The sequence below is a fragment of the Bradyrhizobium sp. SZCCHNR3119 genome (genome assembly GCF_032487775.1).
Classification (GTDB): Bacteria; Pseudomonadota; Alphaproteobacteria; order Rhizobiales; family Xanthobacteraceae; genus Bradyrhizobium.
The window spans coordinates 1,297,361-1,318,005 of the sequence record NZ_JAUEUV010000001.1 but is presented as its reverse complement, the minus strand read 5'-3'; the positions used below and the strand labels follow the sequence as shown (position 1 = coordinate 1,318,005).

Annotated in this window: 22 protein-coding genes; 12 read left to right on the top strand and 10 right to left on the bottom strand. The window is 65.0% G+C overall.

Features of this window, described 5'->3' with window-relative positions:
- Window positions 1-65: 65 nt before the first annotated feature.
- Both groL and groES read right to left on the bottom strand, forming a co-directional pair.
- Window positions 66-1,709, bottom strand: a complete 1,644-nt coding sequence (gene groL, locus QX034_RS06375) for a chaperonin GroEL (RefSeq protein ID WP_315727605.1) — start codon at window positions 1,707-1,709, stop codon at window positions 66-68.
- Between the two features lie 118 nt (window positions 1,710-1,827).
- Window positions 1,828-2,124, bottom strand: a complete 297-nt coding sequence (groES, locus tag QX034_RS06370) for a co-chaperone GroES (RefSeq protein ID WP_315706631.1) — start codon at window positions 2,122-2,124, stop codon at window positions 1,828-1,830.
- 324 nt (window positions 2,125-2,448) lie between these two features.
- Between groES and QX034_RS06365 the strand changes: the two genes are divergently transcribed.
- Window positions 2,449-2,955: a hypothetical protein gene (locus QX034_RS06365; protein WP_315706632.1), complete on the top strand. Its 507-nt coding sequence runs from the start codon at window positions 2,449-2,451 to the stop codon at window positions 2,953-2,955.
- Window positions 2,956-3,070: 115 nt separating this feature from the next.
- On the opposite strand, the gene QX034_RS06360 is transcribed toward QX034_RS06365, so the two are convergent.
- Entirely contained in the window at window positions 3,071-3,850 is a 780-nt protein-coding gene (locus tag QX034_RS06360; protein ID WP_315706633.1) for a protein phosphatase CheZ, read from the bottom strand.
- Between the two features lie 310 nt (window positions 3,851-4,160).
- Between QX034_RS06360 and QX034_RS06355 the strand changes: the two genes are divergently transcribed.
- Entirely contained in the window at window positions 4,161-4,946 is a 786-nt protein-coding gene (locus QX034_RS06355; protein ID WP_315747615.1) for a L,D-transpeptidase, read from the top strand.
- Window positions 4,947-5,017: 71 nt separating this feature from the next.
- On the opposite strand, the gene QX034_RS06350 is transcribed toward QX034_RS06355, so the two are convergent.
- From QX034_RS06350 to QX034_RS06325, 6 genes are all read right to left on the bottom strand, one after another.
- Window positions 5,018-5,842: a DUF2076 domain-containing protein gene (locus QX034_RS06350; RefSeq protein ID WP_315743992.1), complete on the bottom strand. Its 825-nt coding sequence runs from the start codon at window positions 5,840-5,842 to the stop codon at window positions 5,018-5,020.
- Window positions 5,843-5,971: 129 nt separating this feature from the next.
- Window positions 5,972-6,811: a ChbG/HpnK family deacetylase gene (locus QX034_RS06345; RefSeq protein ID WP_315706636.1), complete on the bottom strand. Its 840-nt coding sequence runs from the start codon at window positions 6,809-6,811 to the stop codon at window positions 5,972-5,974.
- Window positions 6,808-7,851: a glycosyltransferase family 2 protein gene (locus QX034_RS06340; protein ID WP_315706637.1), complete on the bottom strand. Its 1,044-nt coding sequence runs from the start codon at window positions 7,849-7,851 to the stop codon at window positions 6,808-6,810. The genes QX034_RS06345 and QX034_RS06340 overlap by 4 nt, the downstream gene beginning before the upstream one ends.
- Before the next feature lie 79 nt (window positions 7,852-7,930).
- Window positions 7,931-8,908, bottom strand: coding sequence for an ATP phosphoribosyltransferase (gene hisG, locus QX034_RS06335; protein WP_315706638.1), 978 nt, complete (start codon window positions 8,906-8,908; stop codon window positions 7,931-7,933).
- Window positions 8,905-10,065, bottom strand: coding sequence for an ATP phosphoribosyltransferase regulatory subunit (locus tag QX034_RS06330; RefSeq protein WP_315706639.1), 1,161 nt, complete (start codon window positions 10,063-10,065; stop codon window positions 8,905-8,907). The genes hisG and QX034_RS06330 overlap by 4 nt, the downstream gene beginning before the upstream one ends.
- A 118-nt stretch (window positions 10,066-10,183) precedes the next feature.
- Window positions 10,184-10,939 carry a 16S rRNA (uracil(1498)-N(3))-methyltransferase gene (locus QX034_RS06325; protein ID WP_316195078.1) on the bottom strand — a complete coding sequence of 252 codons (756 nt, stop codon included), beginning with the start codon at window positions 10,937-10,939 and terminating at the stop codon, window positions 10,184-10,186.
- A gap of 104 nt (window positions 10,940-11,043) precedes the next feature.
- Here QX034_RS06325 and QX034_RS06320 point away from each other — a divergent pair, with 104 nt between their 5' ends.
- The 4 genes from QX034_RS06320 (at window position 11,044) to ubiA (ending at window position 14,192) form a co-directional block, all read left to right on the top strand.
- On the top strand, window positions 11,044-11,640 hold the full coding sequence (locus tag QX034_RS06320) for a hypothetical protein (RefSeq protein WP_315706641.1): 597 nt from the start codon (window positions 11,044-11,046) through the stop codon (window positions 11,638-11,640).
- Window positions 11,641-12,035: 395 nt separating this feature from the next.
- A complete protein-coding gene (locus tag QX034_RS06315; protein WP_316195076.1) occupies window positions 12,036-12,410 on the top strand; it encodes a hypothetical protein in 375 nt (124 codons plus the stop codon).
- 208 nt (window positions 12,411-12,618) lie between these two features.
- Window positions 12,619-13,260 (top strand): hypothetical protein, encoded by a 642-nt coding sequence (locus QX034_RS06310; protein WP_409977593.1) that lies wholly within the window; start codon window positions 12,619-12,621, stop codon window positions 13,258-13,260.
- Complete coding sequence (ubiA, locus tag QX034_RS06305; RefSeq protein ID WP_315706643.1) at window positions 13,257-14,192, top strand: 4-hydroxybenzoate octaprenyltransferase; 936 nt, start codon at window positions 13,257-13,259, stop codon at window positions 14,190-14,192. The genes QX034_RS06310 and ubiA overlap by 4 nt, the downstream gene beginning before the upstream one ends.
- Window position 14,193: 1 nt before the next feature.
- Here ubiA and QX034_RS06300 read toward each other — a convergent pair whose 3' ends face one another.
- Window positions 14,194-14,715, bottom strand: a complete 522-nt coding sequence (locus QX034_RS06300; RefSeq protein WP_315706644.1) for a DUF6101 family protein — start codon at window positions 14,713-14,715, stop codon at window positions 14,194-14,196.
- Between the two features lie 282 nt (window positions 14,716-14,997).
- Between QX034_RS06300 and QX034_RS06295 the strand changes: the two genes are divergently transcribed.
- From QX034_RS06295 to lpxK, 6 genes are all read left to right on the top strand, one after another.
- Entirely contained in the window at window positions 14,998-16,392 is a 1,395-nt protein-coding gene (locus QX034_RS06295) for a TldD/PmbA family protein (protein ID WP_315743994.1), read from the top strand.
- Entirely contained in the window at window positions 16,379-17,197 is an 819-nt protein-coding gene (locus tag QX034_RS06290) for a 3'(2'),5'-bisphosphate nucleotidase CysQ (protein WP_409977588.1), read from the top strand. Before QX034_RS06295 ends, QX034_RS06290 begins: the two co-directional genes overlap by 14 nt.
- 112 nt (window positions 17,198-17,309) lie before the next feature.
- Complete coding sequence (locus QX034_RS06285; protein ID WP_315706646.1) at window positions 17,310-17,558, top strand: DUF4170 domain-containing protein; 249 nt, start codon at window positions 17,310-17,312, stop codon at window positions 17,556-17,558.
- Window positions 17,555-18,283: a lysophospholipid acyltransferase family protein gene (locus QX034_RS06280; protein WP_315743996.1), complete on the top strand. Its 729-nt coding sequence runs from the start codon at window positions 17,555-17,557 to the stop codon at window positions 18,281-18,283. The genes QX034_RS06285 and QX034_RS06280 overlap by 4 nt, the downstream gene beginning before the upstream one ends.
- A complete protein-coding gene (locus QX034_RS06275) occupies window positions 18,276-19,580 on the top strand; it encodes a 3-deoxy-D-manno-octulosonic acid transferase (RefSeq protein ID WP_315706648.1) in 1,305 nt (434 codons plus the stop codon). The genes QX034_RS06280 and QX034_RS06275 overlap by 8 nt, the downstream gene beginning before the upstream one ends.
- Window positions 19,573-20,601 (top strand): tetraacyldisaccharide 4'-kinase, encoded by a 1,029-nt coding sequence (lpxK, locus tag QX034_RS06270; RefSeq protein ID WP_315706649.1) that lies wholly within the window; start codon window positions 19,573-19,575, stop codon window positions 20,599-20,601. The genes QX034_RS06275 and lpxK overlap by 8 nt, the downstream gene beginning before the upstream one ends.
- Window positions 20,602-20,645: the final 44 nt, after the last annotated feature.

Below are 20,645 nucleotides of genomic sequence, written 5' to 3'. Positions count from 1 at the left end.
TTTCGCAAGAAAAAGGCCGCCCGGAGGCGGCCTTCGTCATCTCTGGCAGGTGCGAAAGGGCAGGCTCAGAAGCCCATGCCGCCCATCCCACCCATGCCGCCGCCGGCCGGCATGGCCGGTGCCGGCTCCTTCGGCAGCTCGGCGACCATGGCCTCGGTGGTGACCAGGAGGCCGGCGACCGACGAGGCGTCCTGCAGCGCGGTGCGGACCACCTTGGCCGGGTCGATGATGCCCTTGGCGACCATGTCGACATAGTCCTCGGTCTGGGCGTCGAAGCCGAAGGTCTCGGACTTCTCATCCAGGATCTTGCCGACCACGATGGAGCCCTCGACGCCGGCGTTCTCGGAGATCTGGCGAATCGGAGCCTCGAGCGCCTTCAGCACGATGTTGATGCCGGCCTGGACGTCCGAATTGGCGTTGGTGATGCGGCCGACCGCCTTCTTGGCGCGCAGCAGCGCGACGCCGCCGCCGGGGACGATGCCTTCCTGCACCGCGGCGCGGGTCGCGTTGAGGGCGTCCTCGACGCGGTCCTTCTTCTCCTTGACCTCGATCTCGGTGGCACCGCCGACCCGGATCACCGCCACGCCGCCGGCGAGCTTGGCCAGCCGCTCCTGCAGCTTCTCGCGGTCGTAGTCCGAGGTGGTCTCCTCGATCTGCGCCTTGATCTGGCCGACGCGCGCCTCGATGTCGGCCTTCTTGCCGGCGCCGTTGACGATCGTGGTGTTCTCCTTGTCGATCACGACCTTCTTGGCGCGGCCGAGCATCTTGATGGTGACGTTCTCGAGCTTCATGCCGAGGTCTTCCGAGATCAGCTGACCGCCGGTCAGGATCGCGATGTCCTCGAGCATGGCCTTGCGGCGATCGCCGAAGCCCGGCGCCTTGACGGCGGCGACCTTGAGGCCGCCGCGCAGGCGGTTGACGACCAGGGTCGCGAGCGCCTCGCCCTCGACGTCCTCGGCGATGATCAGCAGCGGACGGCCCGACTGCACCACGGCTTCGAGCACCGGCAGCATCGCCTGCAGGCCGGACAGCTTCTTCTCGTGCAGCAGCACGTAGACGTCGTCGAGCTCGGCGGTCATCTTCTCGGCGTTGGTGACGAAGTAGGGCGAGAGATAGCCGCGGTCGAACTTCATGCCTTCGACGATGTCGACCTCGGTATCGAGCGACTTGTTCTCCTCGACCGTGATGACGCCCTCGTTGCCGACCTTCTGCATCGCCTGGGCGATCATCTTGCCGATCGCGGCGTCGCCATTGGCGGAGATGGTGCCGACCTGGGCGACCTCGGAGGACGAGGCGACCGGCTTGGCGCGCTTTTCGATGTCCTTGATCACGGCGGCCACCGCGATGTCGATGCCGCGCTTGAGATCCATCGGGTTCATGCCGGCGGCAACCGCCTTGGCGCCCTCGCGCACGATGGCCTGGGCCAGCACGGTCGCGGTGGTGGTGCCGTCACCGGCGGTGTCGTTGGTCTTGGAGGCGACCTCGCGCAGCATCTGCGCGCCCATGTTCTCGAACTTGTCCTCCAGCTCGATCTCCTTGGCGACGGTGACGCCGTCCTTGGTGATGCGGGGGGCGCCGAAGCTCTTCTCGATCACGACGTTGCGGCCCTTCGGACCCAGCGTGACCTTGACGGCGTTGGCGAGAATGTCGACGCCGCGCAGCATGCGATCGCGCGCGTCTCCGGCGAATTTGACGTCCTTGGCTGCCATTTTTGAATGTTCCTCTGGTGGGACCTCATCGCCAGGGCTGTGTCCGCCCTTCGGTGGCTGATGAGGTTTGCAAAATCTGTCGCCCCGTCGCGCTTGGACGCGCGGGGCGCGAAGGGGATCAGGCCAGCACGCCCATGATGTCGGACTCCTTCATGATCAGGAGTTCCTCGCCGTCGAGCTTGACTTCGGTGCCGGACCACTTGCCGAACAGCACGCGATCGCCGACCTTGAGGTCGATCGGCACCAGCTTGCCGCTTTCATCGCGGCCGCCGGGGCCGACAGCCACCACTTCGCCCTGCGAGGGCTTTTCCTTGGCGGTGTCGGGGATGATGATGCCGCCCTTGGTCTTCTCCTCGGCGCTGATACGCTTCACCACGACGCGGTCGTGCAGCGGACGAAATTTCGATTTGGCCATGACGTTTCCCTTTGCGGGCGCTTCGAACGGGGTTGCTGTCGGAAAAGAATCTGAATGCGGCCACATTTAGCGCGAAGCTGGCGCCAACTGACTCGCCCCTTTGGCAATCGTGCCCTCCGAGTGCTAAGGTCGCTCGGGAAATATGGCTTGACGCCGATCCTGTCAAGCAAACCGGTTAAGCCGTTCTTGAGGCTGTTATAAGATGCTACCTGGGGTAAACCATGGTGGCGAGGCAACGGCGGCATCCGACGTCGTTGCCCTTGCGCCTGATTTGCGCTTGGTTGCCGGACGGGGCAGCCATGATCTTGTTTCTAAGGGGATCCCATGAAGAGTTCACGGTGCGCGCGGGCGGTTGCCAATCTGGGAATCGCTTCAGCGCTCACGATCTTTCTCGCCGCGTGCAGCAGCTTCAGCCTATCGCCCTCGGCTCCCGTCGCGCCCGAACCCGGCGTCGAACCTGAGGTCCCGTCGACGATCCGCCCCGATGAGCTGGTCGGCAAGTGGGGGCTCGCCTCGTATCAGAACCCCACCGACCGCGCGCGCACCGAGAAGATGGCGGTGGCGCAGTGCAAGCAGCCCTATACGATCGGGGCCGGCACTTCGGGCGGCGTGGTGATGCATCTCGCCGATCAGGCCACGCCGCAGGAGCTGCGGCTGAAAGGCTCATCCAGCGGCAAGAACTATATCGGCCCGGCCGGGCCTCCCGGCGGCGAGCAGGATCGCGAGGTGCTGTCGTTCGACGGGCGGGTGCTGGTGACCCGTTTCGTCGACAAGGATGCCGCGACCCGCTACGGCAACATGGTCTATGTCCGTTGTGGGCCGCGGGCCTGACGATCGAACCGACCGTTGGACGGTCTTCATCCATCAAAATGAAAAACGCCGGCATTGTGCCGGCGTTTTGTCTCTCGCCCTGACGCCGGCCCCTCCGTCCGGCGCGGTCGATGGCTCAGTTGAACATGGCGTCGATGTCGTCCTGCGAGGCATGGCCGACCTCGCCTTCAGCCTTCGGGCCGTTGAGCAGGCGCGCATCGCCCTCGCGGGTGTCCACGATCGGAGGGGTATGCGCCTTGATGGCGTCGACGCCGCCCCAGATCTCCATCATCACCACGATGTGGTGCTCGATGAATTTCATCGTGGTCATCACCTTGTTGATGCGCTGACCGGTGAGGTCCTGGAAGTTACAGGCCTCGAAGATCGAGACCACGCGCTCCTGGATATCCTCGGAAAGGATTCGCTGCTGATCCGCCGAGTCGACCTTGGCTAGCGCGCTCGCCGCCTGGTCGATCGCTTCGGCCGCTTCGAGGATCTGCTGGGTCGCCTGTTCGGTGCCGCCGACCACCGCGCCGAGTTCGCCATTGACCTTGGCCATTTCCTGGCCGTCGAAGCTCTTGGCATGGAGTACCGCGATCTCGCCCTTGGTGCGGTTGATCGCGTCGTGGATCAGGTCGAGTTCGACCTTGAGCTTCTCGCACTGCTCGATTTGCGCACGGTAGGTCTCGAGCAGCGCGCGCGCTTCGGCGACCTCGCGAGCTGCGGATTCTTCGATCGCGGCGTTTGCCGAGCTGGTGCCACCGTTGCGCATGACATTGGCCATCTGAGTGCGGATCGCGCGGAGCTCGTCCATGATTTCCTTGTGCTGCGGGCCAATCTCGCCGCCCGCGAAATCGGGCTCGGGCATATGGCCGAGAATTCCTTCTTCGATACGAAAACGCTTGCGAACCGACATGAGATAATCCCTGTCCTCAACTTCAGTCTGTTCTAAGCGAACGCTATTTAACATCACGTTCACAACGGAAACTCTCAACGGACACGTGTTTGCGGCCGCGGTTAGCCGCGGTTAACCATGCCGATGAGCCCTTCATCCAAAATAAACGCTAGCCGCCGAATCCGCCCCGGCTTGGCGCGATGGTGAATCAAAACACGGCCCGTGTTTACCAAACCGATCGGCTTTTGATCTTAGTTGGCGGCATGCGCGGGCGGATGCTCGACCTCGCGCGATGAACAATCTTCAAGACGAAACAGTACAGAGTACGTCGATGTTCAAGTCCATCTTTCCAGCGCTGATTGCCGGCGCGTGCTTCTCTTGTATGGCGGTCGATCGGGCCGCGGCGATCGACGCCGCGGGATTTCAGCAGCCGACCGTGATCTATGCCGGCCCACCGGAGCAGAGCGCCCCCGTCCGCTCCGCCTATGTCGAGCGTTCGCGCATGGGTGGGGGCTTCATCGAATTCCTGTTTGGCGACCCGCAGGGACGGGGCTACCGCGACGATCCGGCGGAGCGGCCGATCTATCAGCAGCAGCCGTCCTACTATGAGCCGGAGCGCTCCGGCGGGGCAGTCCCCGAGCAGGAGGAGGCTTATGATCCGCAGCGCCCGCTCGATCCGAAATACGAGAAGCAGATCGTTGAGTATGACGGCAGAGAACGGCCGGGCACGATCGTGATCGATACGCCCAACAAGTTCCTCTATCTGGTTCAGGGAGACGGAAAGGCGTTGCGTTATGGGATCGGTGTCGGCCGTCCCGGCTTCACCTGGTCGGGCGTCAAGACCATCACCAACAAGCGCGAGTGGCCGGATTGGACGCCGCCGGCGGAGATGCTGGCCCGCAGGCCCGACCTGCCGCGGCACATGGAAGGCGGGCCGCAGAACCCGCTCGGCGCGCGCGCGATGTATCTGGGGTCCACGCTGTATCGGATTCACGGCTCCAACGAGCCCTGGACGATCGGGACCAATGTGTCGTCCGGCTGCATCCGGATGCGCAACGAGGATGTGATCGACCTGTATGGCCGCGTCAATGTGGGTACCAGGGTGATCGTCATTTGAAGCCGATCGGCTTTCAATAGCAAAAGGCCGCCCCAATAGGCGGCCTTTTTTCTTAGCAGAGGGAGGGGCTATTACGCGTAGTCGCTGCCGTCGTCACCGCCATTGTCATAATCGCCGGCATCCGCATCCATGTCGTCGCGATCATTGTCATCATTAGAGGCCTGGTCGAACAGGCCGGAGCGGCCGCTGTCGCCGGAGCGGCCGATATCGTCGATGCCGGCATCGCGCGCCAGCGAACTGTTGGACTGATCGCTCCAGGGCGAGCTCGATCCAGGACGTTCCTCGATGATGGTGGTGTCGCCGAAGGCCTGATGCTGGCCGCCGCCCATCATGTTGCGGATGCCGCCCAACAGCAGCGAGCCCCCGACCATGCCGGCTGCCGCGGCTGCAGCCGTGCCGAGGAACGAGCCCCCGCCGCCGCCGAAGATACCGCCTTGCGGCTGACTGTAGCCGCCTTGACCGTAGGCGCCGCCCTGGCCGTAGCCGGCGCTCTGGCCGTAGCCGCCCTGACCGTAATAGCCGGGTTGCCCCTGGGGCATCGCCTGGCCGCTGTTCCACACCGGCCGGCTAGGGGCACTTGGAGGCGGAACGTTGGGGACCGAGCCGCGGGATTGGCCGGAGCCGAAGATCGTCTCACGCATCGAGTCCAGGAAGCCGCCGGACTGGCTCTGCTGCGGCGCCTGCGCCTGCTGCTCCAGCTCTTCGATTCGCGCATTGGCCCGCTTCAGCGCTTCGTCCTGCACCAGCACGGTCTGCACCAGGGGATAGACCGCGTGCGGCGCGCGCTGCAGTCCCTGGGAGATAGCGGCGGCGGCCTCCGGATCACGCGGTGCACTCTCCAGCTTTGCAAGCCGGTCGAACAGATCGTCGATCAGTTGGCGTTCTTGCGGTGTCATCAGATCCTCCTGCCGCCTCGTCTGGCGAAGCGCGGCCAAGAATCTAAGGGCGGTTTATGTGGCAGCTAGTGGGGGGCGGATTAAATTTCTGTATGCGTCAAAGTGACCGCCGCGTTCACGGCAGCGTCGTCAATCCAGCCGCACGCCGTGTTCGGCAAGCAGGTCGGGAAATTGTTCGCCGGCGAGATAGCTGTGCTCATGCTCGCGCTGCACGGTCAGCGGGTCGAGCTCGATCAGGACGTCATCGACGAAGCCGGGATGGCACATCACGAGACCGTGTTCGGGCAAGCCGGCGAGAAAGCCACCCATCAGCGCGCCGAAGTCGGAATCGCGGGTGAAGTCGTAGGCCCCCGCGAAGGCGGGATTGAAGGTGATGTCGGCACGCGCCGCGCGCTGCCGGAATCGGGCGCTGAGCATGTCGAGCACGAGCGCCTTCGGTGATCGCAGACTCTGCGACAGCGGCGCATTGCGGCCGCCCTGCCGCACCCAGGCCGACGGCGCCGCATGCTTGACCGCCGCCAGGAAGCCTTCGCTGACTCGCGGATAGAGCTGCGCGTGCTGATGGCCGTCGACGAAGTCCGGCGCCTGTCCGAACAGTTCGCCGAACGCAGTCAGTTGCGCCATCACTTCGGCGCGGATGATCTCAGGATCGATGCGACGCATGAGCGCGGTGCGGAGCAGCTTCGGAAACGGCGGAAACAGCCCGCCGTGGAGCGGACGAAAATGCATCGTCAGCGGACGAAACGGCGCGGTCAGGGTCACGTGCAGGCCGATCGCGCAGCGCGCGCTGTCAGCCGCGACCTTGCGCAGTTCGGCGACCTCGTCGCGGCCGATGGCCGGGCCGACCGTCATCACCGAGGTCGCATTCAGCCGGCCGCGCCCGATCAGGTCGCGAATGGCGCGGTTCACGCCCGGGCTGATGCCGTAATCATCGGCGCACAGCCAGATGCGCCGGTGTGCCTCGCTCATTCAGCCGCAGTCCTTTCGGGCCGGCCGGCGGCTGCATCCGCCGCGCGCTTCTCGTTGTGCTCGGCGACGAAGTAGATCGGGCGTGCCTTCAACTCCGATAGGATCTTGCCGATATATTCGCCCATGATGCCGATCATGATCAGCTGGACGCCGCCGATCGTCATCAGTCCGACCACGAGGGACGGATAGCCCGGCACGGACTTGCCCGTCGTCAAGGTCTCCCACAGGATCGACAGACCGAACAGGAAGGCCGCCGTCGCCAGCAGCAGCCCGAGCAGGCTGGCAAATCGCAGCGGCGCCACCGAGAACGAGGTCAGGCCCTCGATCGACAGCCCGAGCAGCCGCATCAGGTTGAACGTGGTGACGCCGTGCGCGCGCGGCGCCGGTTCATAATCGACCCGGATCTGGCGGAAGCCGATCCAGCTCGCAAGCCCCTTGAAGAAACGGTTGCGCTCGGGAAGCTGCCGCAAGGCGGCCACCGCGCGCGGCGACAACAGACGGAAATCGCCGGCGTCCTCCGGGATCTTCTGCCGCGCGCCCCAATTGATCAGCGCGTAGAAGCCGTGCACGGCGACCCGGCGCAGCAAAGGCTCGTTGTCGCGGTGGGCTTTGGCGGTATAGACGACATCGTAGCCGTCATTGATCCAGTGCGCGACGAGTTGCTCGACCAGTGCCGGCGGGTGTTGTCCGTCGCCATCCATGAACATCACGGCGCCGCGCCGGGCATGATCGAGCCCCGCCATCAGCGCGGCTTCCTTGCCGAAATTGCGCGACAGCGAAATCACCTGCACGTCGAACGCGTCGGCGGAGAGGTTGCGCGCGACCGCGAGCGTATTGTCGGTGCTGCCGTCGTCGATATAGACCACTTCGCACGGCAGCCCGAAGCGCTGCCGGAGCGTGCGCGCCAAGCCGTTGAGACGCTCATGCAGCGCGACCAGTCCGGCCGCTTCGTTGTAGACAGGGATCACGATCGACAGCCCCTGCGCCGCGGCATCGGCCTTGGTCGTCGAAAGATCCGAAACGTCAGTACCCAGCATCATCGGTCAGGTTCCCAGGCCCCCGGGTCATAGCCTCAACATATGGTAGGCGCGACGACCTGTCGCTACGATGAACGGCGACTTATGACCGCAGGAAGGCTTCGAGTTTCGCGAACAGGGGATTTTCGCGGTCCAGCACATAGTCGAGCGCAGCGACCGACACGGTCTCTGCGCCATGGCTGCGCAGGAAGGTGCCGAGCGCGTAGATCTGCCCGGGCGGGCAATGAAGGGTCAGCATCCCTGACGAGGTCGGGCCGCCGAACGGGGCGACCACGCCGAAGCGGTTGTGGGCCTCGGTGAGCATGGCGGCGTCACAGCCTTTGAAGCGGGTGCGCACCTCGCGGTATTTGCTGGCGCGCGCGCGGGCGTGGATGTGGTCGAGGATCACCCGGGCGCTCTCGCGCGGCCCCTCCGACCAATCGGCCTCGCGCGAGGCGACCAGGTTGGCCTGGCTGCGCAGGATCACCCCGTCGTCGAGGACCTTCAGCCCGTTGGCGGCGAGGGTGGCGCCCGTGGTGGTGATGTCCACGATCAGCTCGGCCGTTCCGACGGCCGGCGCGCCTTCAGTGGCGCCTGCACTTTCGACGATGCGGTAATCCACCACGCCATGGGCGGCGAAGAAGCTGCGGGTGAGGTTGATATATTTGGTCGCGACCCGCATGCGCCGGTCGTGCTGGGCGCGAAAGCCGGTGGTGACGTCGTCAAGGTCGGCCATGGTGCGAACGTCGATCCAGGCCTGCGGCACGGCGACGACGACATTGGCGCTGCCGAAGCCGAGCGTGTCGATCAGCAGCACGCGTCTGTCGGCATCCACGATGCTCTCGCGGAGCAGGTCCTCGCCGGTGACGCCGAGATGGACGGCGCCGCGCGCGAGCTGTGAGGCGATCTCGCTGGCCGAAAGGTAGGCGATCTCGACATTGTCCAGGCCGGCGATCGTGCCGCGATAGTCGCGGGCGCCGCCGGGCTTGGACAAGGTCAGGCCGGCCCGAGCGAAGAACGCTTCGGCGTTTTCCTGCAGGCGTCCCTTGGACGGGACGGCGACGACAAGGGGACCGCTCATGATACTCTCCCGCGCGAGGCGGCACGCGAAGCATTCGCTTGCGTCAGCGTTTCGACCCAGATCGAGAAGCCGACCGCGGGAATCGGCGTCGGCGCGCCGAGCTGGCTCAGCAGCCCATCATAGCGCCCGCCGGCGACCAGCGGCTCGGGGCCGCCCCCCTTGCGATGCAGCTCGAATTCGAAACCCGTGTAGTAGTCCAGGCCCCGTCCGAATGCAGTGGCAAAGCGGATCGTTTTCACGTCGATGCCGCGCTTGGCCATGAAGCCGACCCGCGCTTCGAGCTGATCGATGGCGGCGCCGACGTCGAGCTTGGCCTCGCCGGCCAAGCTCCGCAAGGTCGCGATGGCTTCGTCCGGAGCGCCGCTGATGGCAAGAAATCGCTTGATCAGATTGAGGGCGTCGCGGGGCAGGGCGCCGCCCTTCAAGGTCGATTGTTCGAGGAAGCGGTCGGCAATCTCGGCCACGGTGCGGCCGCCGACGGCGGTGGCTCCCGCGATCGACATCATGTCCGTCACCAGCGCCAGCGCCGCCTTGCGGTCGCTGCCGGCAAGCGCGGCCAGCACGCCCTCATATTCGTTACGGACCGTCGACGAGGCGAGGGCGAGCCGTTCCAGATCCTGTTCCAGCGTGATCTTGCGATTAAAATCCTTGATCAGCCGGCGGCGCCAGACGGGGTAAAGATCGAGCGCGTCAATCAGCGCGATGAACAACGCAACATCGCCGGTCCGGATCTCAACGTCTTTGATCCCGACGGCTGTGACGGCTTCGAGTGCGAGCGCCAGCATCTCGGCATCCGCCTCGGCACGGTCATGGCGGCCGAAGGATTCGACGCCCGCCTGCAGGAATTCGCTGCGGCGACCGTCGCGGTAGCGGAACACCGGTCCGAGGTAGCTGAAACCGGCCGATTGGCCGGACTGCGGCGAGCTGAGATAATCGCGGGCGACGGGGATGGTCAGGTCGGGACGCAGGCACAGTTCCTCGCCGCTTGCGTCGGTGGTGAGGTACAGGCTCTTGCGAATATCCTCGCCCGAAAGGTCCAGGAACGGCTCGGCGGGCTGCAGGATGGCCGGCTCGGCCCTGACATAGCCGGCCTGGGCAAGGGATTGCAGCAGCGTGTCCGCCCAGGCGGCGGTTCCGGGAGTGGCGGATCCGGTCATCGTCTTCAAGGTTCCAAAACTCGGGTAGCGCCCGGCCGGGCGCGCGGCCCCCTTAGCATGCCACATCCGCGGTTTCGACAGGGAACGGGTCGCTCCGGCCGGACTCTTCGCGGCGGTCTTAACGGATGTCGCCCTGCCAATCGCCAAGGACCGCTTGAATCAGGGCGAGCGCAGCGACGCCAGCGGTATCTGCCCGCAAGATGCGCGGTCCCAGCGCAAGCCGGGCCAGTCGCGGCTGCCGGAGCAGCAAGGCCCGTTCCTCGTCGGCGAAGCCGCCTTCCGGTCCGATCAGTAAATCGATGCCGGTGGCCGGTGCGCCGGCGGCGTGGAGAGCCTGAAGCGGGCTCGCGACCTCAGCGGCCTCGTCACAGAACACCAGCAGCCGTTCGGGCGGACGCTGGGCAAGGAAGCGCGCGAGCGGCACCGGGTCGGCCACCTCGGCGAGACTGAGAATGCCGCATTGTTCGGCGGCCTCGACCACATTGGCCCGCATGCGCTCGCTATTGACCCGCGAGACCTGGGTAAAGCGCGTGATGACCGGCTGCAGTCGGCTGGCGCCCATTTCCACCGCCTTCTGCACCATGTAATCGAGGCGGGCGTGCTTCAGCGGCGCAAAGACATAGGCCACGTCGGGCAGGTGGTCCTGTGGCCGCATCTGCTCCTGGATGGTCAGTTGCTCGGCACACTTGCGGCCGGCAATCGCCGCGCGCCATTCGCCGTCGCGTCCGTTGAACACCAGGACGGCATCGCCTGCGGACAGCCGCAGGACATTGCCGAGATAGTTGCTCTGGTCGCGTTCCAGCGTGATCACCTGGCCGGTGCTCAAGGACGCATCGATGAACAGGCGCGGAGCGGAGAAATCGTAGTTCGGCATGCGGTTGTTCGGGCTGGCTGGAACGAGGTAAGATGATCTCGGACGCACACTTGTAGCGCGAATAGCGCGCGTTGCGGAAATCTCGATCGGGCTCGGAGCGCGCCTTGACCCTTCGCTTGCTGATTCTGCTGCTCATCTCTGTGGGAATCATCCGATGCCAACAGGCCCTGGCCCAAGACACTTTTCCTGCGCCTCTGCCGAATCAGGCCCAGACGAGCGATCCGACGTTCTCCCCGAGCAAAGATGCCGGCAACGGCTCCATCGGTTTTCTCGATAGCCCTTTTTCCGGCAGCAGCGCGCCAGCTGCCGCCCCGAGCGACGACTGCACGGTGGAGTTGGTTTCTCTGCGAGGGGAAGCCGAGCAGCGCAGCAGGCTGATCAAGGCGGCGAGCGATCGCCACGCGCCGCCCGACGAAGCCTGCCGGTTGATCGGAAGCTTCGAGCAGGCGGAAGCCAAGATGGTCAAATATGTCGAGACCCACGCACACGCTTGCGGAATTTCCGTTCAGGTCTCCGATCAGCTCAAGAGCGGTCACGAGAACACGAAGCGGCTACTGCAGAAGGTCTGCGCGCTGGCGGAGCAAGTGACGCAACAACCGGCGGGAAAGGCGGGCCCAGACATGCTGGGTCCGGCGCCGACGGCCCCGACTCGCGTTTGGCCTCCCAATGGGCCGACCGGGGATTTCGAAAGCATAAAATAAGACCTCAACGGCGCGGCGACGCGATTTCCGCGCAGATGCATGCGGGCCATGAGCCGGCAATCATGGGCCGGCAATGCGGAACCAAGCCGCGCCGCGCTCCTGACAGATTTCTCAAGCTCTATTCCTCGCCAAAATCGATTGTGACCCGCAGGCCTTCTTCCGAGGGCGTCCGGGAGCGCATGATGCCCGGGCGGAGGACCGAGTTGATGATCAGACGTTCGTTGAAACCGCTGGTGGCCCTCGCTGCGCTAGCGCTGGCTGGCCAGGCTTCGGCGCAAGGGTCATCACCAGGGACTGCCCAGACCGGCAATCCGTCGCCTCCGGCCGTGGCACCGTCGCGCCCGCTCGCCGGCGGTTTCAAGCCGCCCGAAAGCTGCCTCAAGGAGTTCACGCCCTTGCGCGACGAAACGCTGCTCCGCGGCAGGCTGATGAGAGCGGCGGGCGAGCGGCATGCGCCAAATGCGGAAGCTTGCCGGCTGGTGCATGACTACGAATTGGCCCAGAGCAAAATGATCGATTTTGCTGTGGCACATGCCGAGACCTGCGGGATTCCGGCCAAGATCACCAATCAGCTCCGGGCGGGCCATGAGAGCACCGTGGCGCTGATGAAGAAGGTCTGCACGCTGACTCAGCGGGCGCCTGTAGAGCCCGGTGATCGTGCTTCGTTGATCGAGCCCGTCCGTTTTGGGATGGTGGTACAGTCCATGGTGACCAAGGACAATGCTGAACCCTCGAACCTGGCGGCGGCGATTCGCCTGCCTGAACTCTGATCGCAGTTCCCACGGGTCGGTTTGGGTCCGAAACGGTCCTTTTGGCCGGTGGACTGCGCCTCTGCGCCGCGTTGCTCACGAATTCGGCGGTTGTTTACAAGTGAGAGGAATCGTAAAAGCCCCTGAATCCGATCGCGCTTTGATCCGGAAGCTTGAAGGACAGCTTGGTCTTGCCGGAGAACCAGCCTTGATCATTCGCAGCCTGATTATGCCGCTCGCCGTCGCCGCCGTGCCCCTGTTTGCGGGGCAGGCGGTCGCGCAGAGCGCGTTTCCTGCGCCGCTGCCGGGCCAGACGCAGACCAGCAGTTCACCTTTTCCCCCTGTCAACGGCAATTCCGGCGCCAGCGCCGCCGCGCCGGCGAGCCCGTTCCCGAGCGCCGGTACCGCTCCCTTTGGGGGAGGCGGCGGCTTCTCGTCGCCAATGGCTCGTCCGCAGGGCGGTCCGTCCGACACCTGCATGAAGGATTTTCTTCCGCTGCGCGAGGAAGCGGAACGGCGCGGAAAGCTGATTAAGGCGGCGAGTGACCGCCACGCCTCTCCCGAGGAGGCTTGCAAGCTGATCGGCAATTTCGGTGCTGCCGAACTGAAGATGATCAAATATGTCGATGCGCATGCCGCGGGCTGCGGTATTCCGTCCCAGATCGCCGATCAGCTGAAGGCTGGCCATAAGAACACCGAGGCGCTGCAGAAGAAGGTCTGCAACGTGGCCCAGCAGATGCAGCAGCGCGGGCCGGCCGGTCCCACCTTGAGCGACGTGCTGGGGTCTTCGGCCTCGCTGCCCGAAGCCAACACGGCCAAGAAGGGCGGATCGGCGTTCGATACCTTGACCGGCAACGTTCTGACGCGATGAGCGACGCGGCCGTACGCGTTGCTGACGCGACCGGCAATTGGGTCGATACGGCGGCGCCGCCATGGGCGCGGCCCTATCTTAGAGTCGCGCGCTACGATCGGCCGATCGGTTCATGGCTGCTGTTGATGCCGTGCTGGTGGTCGGCCGCACTGGCCTCAGGCATTGCACACGATCTTATCCGGTTGCCGCTCTGGATCGCGCTGTTCTTCATCGGCGCTTTCGTGATGCGCGGGGCGGGCTGCACCTGGAACGACATCACCGATCGCGACCTCGATGCCAAGGTGGAACGCACGCGGTCCCGGCCGATTCCGGCCGGCCAGATCAGTGTCAAGCAGGCGCTGGTGTTTCTGGTCGCGCAGGCGCTGATCGGACTGATCGTGCTGCTGCAGTTCAACCGGTTCGCGATTGTGACCGGGATCGCCTCGCTGCTGATTGTTGCGATTTATCCGTTCATGAAACGCATCACCTGGTGGCCACAGACCGTGCTCGGGCTCGCCTTCTCCTGGGGCGCGCTGATGGGATTTGCCGTCGCTTTCGCGCGGCTCGATGCAACGGCGTTTCTGCTTTATGCCGGCTCGATCTTCTGGGTGATCGGCTATGACACGATCTATGCGCATCAGGACATCGAGGACGACGCGCTGATCGGCATCAAGTCGACGGCTCGGCTGTTCGGCGCGCGCACGTATCGCGCCCTGGCGATCCTCTACACACTTGCCGTCGTGCTGATTGGCGCGTCGCTGCTGTCGGCCGGCTCTCACGTCGCGGCTTGGGTCGGTCTTGCCGCCTTTGCGGTGCAACTCGGCTCGCAGATCCGTCGGCTCGACATCTCCGACACAGCGCTGTGCAAGCGGGTATTCTATTCGAACCGTGACGCCGGGCTGTTCCTGTTCGCCGGCCTCGTGGCCGATGCGGTGCTGCGGTCGCTGGTGTAACTCAATCCCGGGCGATGATCTCGCGCTCACCGCGATGGATCGTCGCGCCGTTCAGCAGGTCACCGACGCGGCGGCGCATCAGGAAACGCGGGCGGCGCGAACGGATCGCATTACGGCGGCGGCGGCGCGGGGCCGCTTCCTTTGTGGTGTCCTGCAGTTGGGGCAGCGCGAAGATTTCGCTCCACATCGTCCAGGCGGCTTCGATCTCGTCGTCATCGGCACTGATGCAAAGCGGCACGCTGAGCGAGGGGTCGCGGTGCACCAGCACCAGCATGTGCACGCTATCGGCCTCGCGCAATGCGATGCCGCGGAAGTCGCTGACCCGAACATTCACCGCCATCCGCATGCCGCGCACGGCGCGACGCAGCACGACGCGCTCGCGATGAAGTTCGACCTGCCGTACGCCGCCATCGGCACGGATATCGTGCGTGGAAAACGAGACGGGCAGGGAAGGAGGGTCGAGCCGCAGGCTGCGGCCCGACCCAGCGGAATTGCTTCCGCCTGTTGCTGTTTGACGCCTCACGGCTTGATCTCCCCGCCAGGATTATGTTCCCGGTCGATGCGTATGACCTTGCCACGGCTCCCGCCCGTTTCTGCTTAAAAAGCCTGGTTAATCAGACGTGACGAGGCATGCTCTTGCTGGCATGATTGACAAGAGCTTGGCTTGCATGATTGACGAAGCCTTGCCGAGTTGCCGACAATCCGACGCGTAATCGGCCTCATCAGCTTGAAGTCGGCGGCCGTCGCGCACATTTGTCTCAATAGAGCCGTCTCGGCGCCACCCGTACCCATTGGGATCCTGTTCGTGACCTCTTCACCATCAGCTACTTCGCCCACGAAAGCCGCCCAGAGCGATCTGCTCGATCAATCTGCGCTCAGTGCATTGGCTGAACGCCTCGTCGAGGCGGCGCGCAAGGCTGGCGCGGATGCTGCCGATGCGATCGCGGTGCGCGGCGTTTCGCAAGGAGTCGAGGTGCGCGATGGCCGCGTCGAGGAGTCGGAACGTTCGGAAGGCGATGACGTCGGCCTGCGTGTGATCGTGGGCCAGCGTCAGGCGGTGGTCTCGACCAACGATGTCAGCGGCGACGGCGTGGCCCGGCTTGCCGAACGCGCAGTCGCGATGGCGCGCGTCGCGCCCGACGACAAATATGTCGGCCTCGCCGATCCGGCGCTGCTGTCGCGCGATTTCCCCGACCTCGATCTGCTTGATCCGGATATCCCGTCGACCGCGGAACTGGAGCGCCGGGCGCAGGAGGCCGAAGCTGCGGCACTCGCGGTGAAAGGCGTGACAAGGTCAGGCGGCGCCTCGGCCGCGGCAGGCATTGGCGGCATGGTGCTGGTGACCAGCGCCGGCTTCCGTGGCGCCTATCTGCGCTCCAGCCAGAGCATCTCGACCACCGCGATCTCCGGCGAGGGGACCGGCATGGAGCGGGATTATGACTACACGTCCGCACCGCACGGTGCTGATCTGCTGCCGCCTGGGGCGGTCGGGCGCAATGCCGGGGAGCGCGCGGTCGCGCGTGCCAATCCGCGCAAGGTCGAGACCTGCCAGGTGCCGGTCGTGTTCGATCCGCGCGCCTCGGGCTCGCTGGTCGGCCATCTCGTCGGGGCCATCAATGGCGCCTCGATCGCGCGCAAGACCAGCTTTCTGAAGGACAAGCTTGGCGCGCAATTGTTCGCCAAGGGCATCCGCATCATCGACGATCCTTTGCGCAAGCGCGGGCTTCGTTCGCAGCCCTTCGATGCCGAGGGCGTCAGGGTCAAGACCACGGCGCTTGTCGATGACGGCGTACTGACGACATGGCTGCTCGATTCCGGGACCGCGCGCGAGCTTGGCCTGGTCACCACCGGTCACGCGCATCGGGGCGTTTCCTCCTCCCCATCCCCGGGGCCCTACAATCTGCATCTGGAAGCCGGCAGCGTCAGCCCGGCCGAACTGATGTCCGACATCAAGCAGGGCTTCTACATCACCGATCTGATCGGCTCGGGCGTCAACGGCGTGACCGGCGACTACAGCCGCGGCGCCTCCGGCTTCTGGATCGAGAATGGCAAGGCGACCTATGCTGTCAGCGAGGTGACGATCGCCGGCCATCTGTTCGAGATATTCAAGTCGATGGTGCCCGCCAACGATCTGGAATTCCGCTACGGCGTCAATGCGCCGACGGTGCGCGTCGAAGGATTGACGCTTGGCGGCCGCTGATCTCGAACCTTCCGACGCACAAAGCTTGCTGCGCGATGCCGAGCTCCTGAAGCACGCGGTGCGAGACGCTGGCCGGCTCGCGCTGTCGCTGTTCGGAACGGATTTGCGGAGGTGGACCAAGGGGGCCTCGTCGCCGGTTTCGGAAGCCGATATTGCGGTCAACGACCTCCTGGAAAGCCGGCTGCGCGCGGCGACCCCCGAATATGCCTGGCTTTCGGAGGAGAGTGTCGACGACGAGGCGCGCCTCGGCAAACGGCGGGTCTGGATCGTCGATCCCATCGATGGCACGCGCTCTTATCTCGGTGGCCGCGACGATTGGTGTGTCAGCGTAGCCCTGGTCGAGGATTCGGCGCCGATCCTGGCGGCGGTGTTCGTTCCCGTGACCGACGAGTTCTTCTTCGCTGCGCGCGGGCAGGGCACCATCCGCAATGGCGAGCTTGTCAGCGCCTCCGCAGGCAGCGTGCTCGACGTCTCGCGCATGGCGGGTCCGAAACCGCTGGTTGAAAAGCTTGTGTCCGGAACAGCCCGGATTGAACCTCATCCGCGAATCGGCTCGTTAGCACTGCGGCTGTGCCGTGTCGCGCATGGCGCACTCGATGCTGCTTTTGCAGGCGGACAAAGCCGCGATTGGGATCTTGCGGCGGCGCATTTGATCGTGCAGGAAGCGAATGGTAAAATGACCGCATTGTCCGGCGATCCGATCCTCTATAATCGTCGGGATGTGGCGCACGGGGTGCTGGTAGCAGCAGGACGCGATCGACATGCTGAAATCGTCACGCATTTTCGAGAAGCGTCCAAGCCTTGAGCCTTCGATCTGCGCCGTTCAAGTCGCCGCCTGTTAGTGCGGTGGATTTGACATTCGTCGCACTATGAATGTCAGCGCCGGGACACCAGGCGCGGAATTAGGAACTGCCATTATGCCAGATAGCGCCCCTCAGCAGCTGCTTCACCTCGTTCTTGGTGGCGAGCTCGTCAGCCTCGAGACGAACGAATTCAAGAATCTCGATAAGGTTGATATCGTCGGGGTGTTCCCGAATTACGCGACCGCCTATGCGGCGTGGAGAGCCAAGGCACAACAGACCGTCGACAACGCGCACATGCGCTACTTCATCGTGCATCTGCACCGCCTGCTCGACCCGGGTCACGACGCAAAGCCCGCGACTTGAAGCAACTCATTCGTAATACGCTGCGCAGCAACTGGTTTCAGCGTGCTGTGGGCTTCCTCGCGGCCGAGTATCTTCGCCTGGTGTGGCTGACCAACCGCTTCACCTATGAGCCGCCGGACGTCTACGACATCGTCGAACCGCAGATGCCGGCGATCTTCGCGTTCTGGCACGGCCAGCACTTCATGACGCCGTTTATCAAGACCAAGGCGAGCTACCGCGCCAAGGTCCTGATCTCGCGGCATCGGGACGGCGAATTCAACGCGATCGCCGTCGAGCGGCTCGGCGTCGGCACGATCAGGGGCTCGGGCGACCATGGCGCGGCCTTCCACCGCAAAGGCGGGGTAGGAGCCTTCAAGGAGATGGTGCGCGCGCTCGATGAGAACTATAACGTTGCACTGACTGCCGACGTGCCGAAGCGCGCACGGGCGGCGGGCCTCGGCATCATCATGCTGGCGCGGGAATCGGGACGACCGATCATGCCGTTTGCGATGGTCACCAGCCGTTTCATCCGGCTGAAGAATTGGGACAGCACCACCATCAATTTGCCATTCGGTCGCGGCGCATTGGTGGGGATCAAGGAAATCAGCGTGCCCCCTGACGCAGATGCCGCGACCATGGAACAGCTTCGCCTGGACCTTGAGGCGACGCTGAACGAATGCGCGCGCCGCGCCTACGAGATCATCGGCCGACCTCAAGATTGTCCTCAGGGAGCATCCGGTGCCTAACACGCTGCCGATGGCATTGCGCGTCTACCGCGGATTGTCCTCGGCGGCGGCACCGTTCGCGCCCGCCGTGATCAGGCAGCGCCTGAAACGCGGCAAGGAAGATCCGGCCCGCACCGAGGAACGGCGCGGGCTCAGCCATGATCTGCGGCCGCAGGGGCCGCTGGTTTGGATTCATGGCGCCAGCGTGGGCGAGGTGCTGGCAGCGGCGGCCTTGATCGAGCGGCTGCGGGCGCTGAATTTGCGCATTCTCATTACGTCGGGCACGGTGACCTCCGCTGCGATCGTGGCCAAGCGCTTTCCGCCCGATGTCATCCACCAATACGTCCCCTACGATTCGCCACGCTTCGTGGAACGGTTCCTCGACCATTGGCGACCCTCGCTTGCGCTGTTCATCGAATCCGATCTGTGGCCCAATCTGATTCTGGCTGGGGCGGCGCGGCGGCTCTCCATGGTGTTGATCAACGGCCGCATGTCGCCGCGGTCGTTTCCGCGCTGGCGCCGGATGTCGGGCACGATTTCGGCGCTGCTCGGCCGGTTCGATGTTTGCCTCGCACAATCGAAAGCCGACGCGGAGCGTTTCATCGCGCTTGGCGGCCGCAATGTGGTGACGACAGGTAATCTCAAGCTCGACGTGCCGGCGCCCCCGGCTGATCCGGCCAAGTTCGAGCGGCTGATGGCGACGATGCGGGGGCGTCCGATGATCGTGGCTGCCTCCACCCATCCAGGCGAGGACGAGATCCTGATCGCCACGCACAAGACGCTGTCCGGGTTCTTTCCCGGGCTGCTCACCGTGATCGTGCCGCGGCACCCCCATCGTGGCGTCGCCATCGCGCATTTGGTTGCCGCATCCGGCGTGCAGGTCGGCTTGCGCTCCCGCGAGGAGCTGCCGCACGCCGCGACCGGCATCTACGTCGCGGATACGATGGGCGAACTTGGCCTGTTCTATCGGTTGGCGCCGATCGTGTTCATGGGCGGGTCGCTGGTTGCTCATGGTGGCCAGAACCCGATCGAGGCCGTGAAGCTGGGGGCTGCGATCGTACACGGACCGCATGTCTTCAACTTCAGCGACGTCTACGAGGCGCTGGATGCCGCCGGCGGTGCACGGCTCGCCGATGGACAGGAAGCCCTGGTGCGGCAGCTCGGCCAGCTGTTGGCGGATCAGGAGGCGCGGCAGGCGCTGGCGTCGGCGGGAGGGCGCGTCGTCGAGCAGCTCGGCGGTGCGCTGGAGCGCACGCTCGCGGCGCTGGAGCCGTATCTGTTGCAGGTCCAACTCGAGATGGGAGCCGCCAGTGCGTGAGCCGGCCTTCTGGCACCGGCCATCCTCCTGGCAATCCCACCTGCTTTCCCCGCTGTCGGCCCTCTATGGCGCCGTGGCCGCGCATCGGCTGCAGCGCGCAGGTCTCGATGCCGGCATCCCGGTGATCTGTGTCGGCAACTATCATGTCGGGGGCGCCGGTAAGACGCCGACCGTATTGGCGCTGACGAATATCCTGCGCGATCTCGGCGAGCGGCCGGTGGTGCTGAGCCGAGGCTATGGCGGCCGGCTGCAGGGTCCTGTGATGGTCGATCCGGCGAGGCACAGCGCGGCGGAGGTCGGCGACGAACCGCTGATGATGGCGGCCCATGTGCCGGTGGCGGTGGCGCGTAACCGGATCGACGGTGTCGCCCTGGCGAAGTCACAAGGTGCGAGCCTGATCCTGATGGATGACGGTTTCCAGAATCCGGCCATTTCCAAGGACGTCGCGCTGATCGTGATCGACAGCGAGCGCGGGCTCGGCAATGCGAAGGTGTTTCCCGCAGGACCCTTGCGCGCGCCGCTGCCGCCGCAGCTTGCTGCTACGGATGCGCTGATCGTGATCGGACGGGGCCACGCCGCCGATACGGTGTCTGCGGCCATCGCGTCGGCCGGCAAACCCGTGCTGGCGGCAAGCTTGCAACCCGATGCGGAAATTGTGACCGCCTTGAAGGGCCAGCAAGTGCTCGCCTTCGCCGGCATCGGCGATCCGGCGCGCTTTATCCGCACCCTGCGTGCAGCCGGCATCGACGTGCAACGCGAGCGGGCCTTTGCGGATCACCACCCCTTCGCCGCCGATGAAATCACCGCTCTGATCGCGGAGGCGGAAAAAGACGGGCTAACCCTGGTCACCACGGAGAAGGACCTGGCCCGGCTGCGCCGAGGCGGGGCGTTGCCGCCGGCCGCGCGGGCGATCGCTGCCTTCCCGGTGACACTCCAGTTTGATGATGTCGCGAGATTGCGAGACTTTCTGAGTGCTCGCCTCTTCTCATCGCGTCAGAAACGATTCCAGGACGCAGGCTGAGTTGCACCTCGGCAGCCACTGTTCCAGCTTTGGCTTGGTCCAGC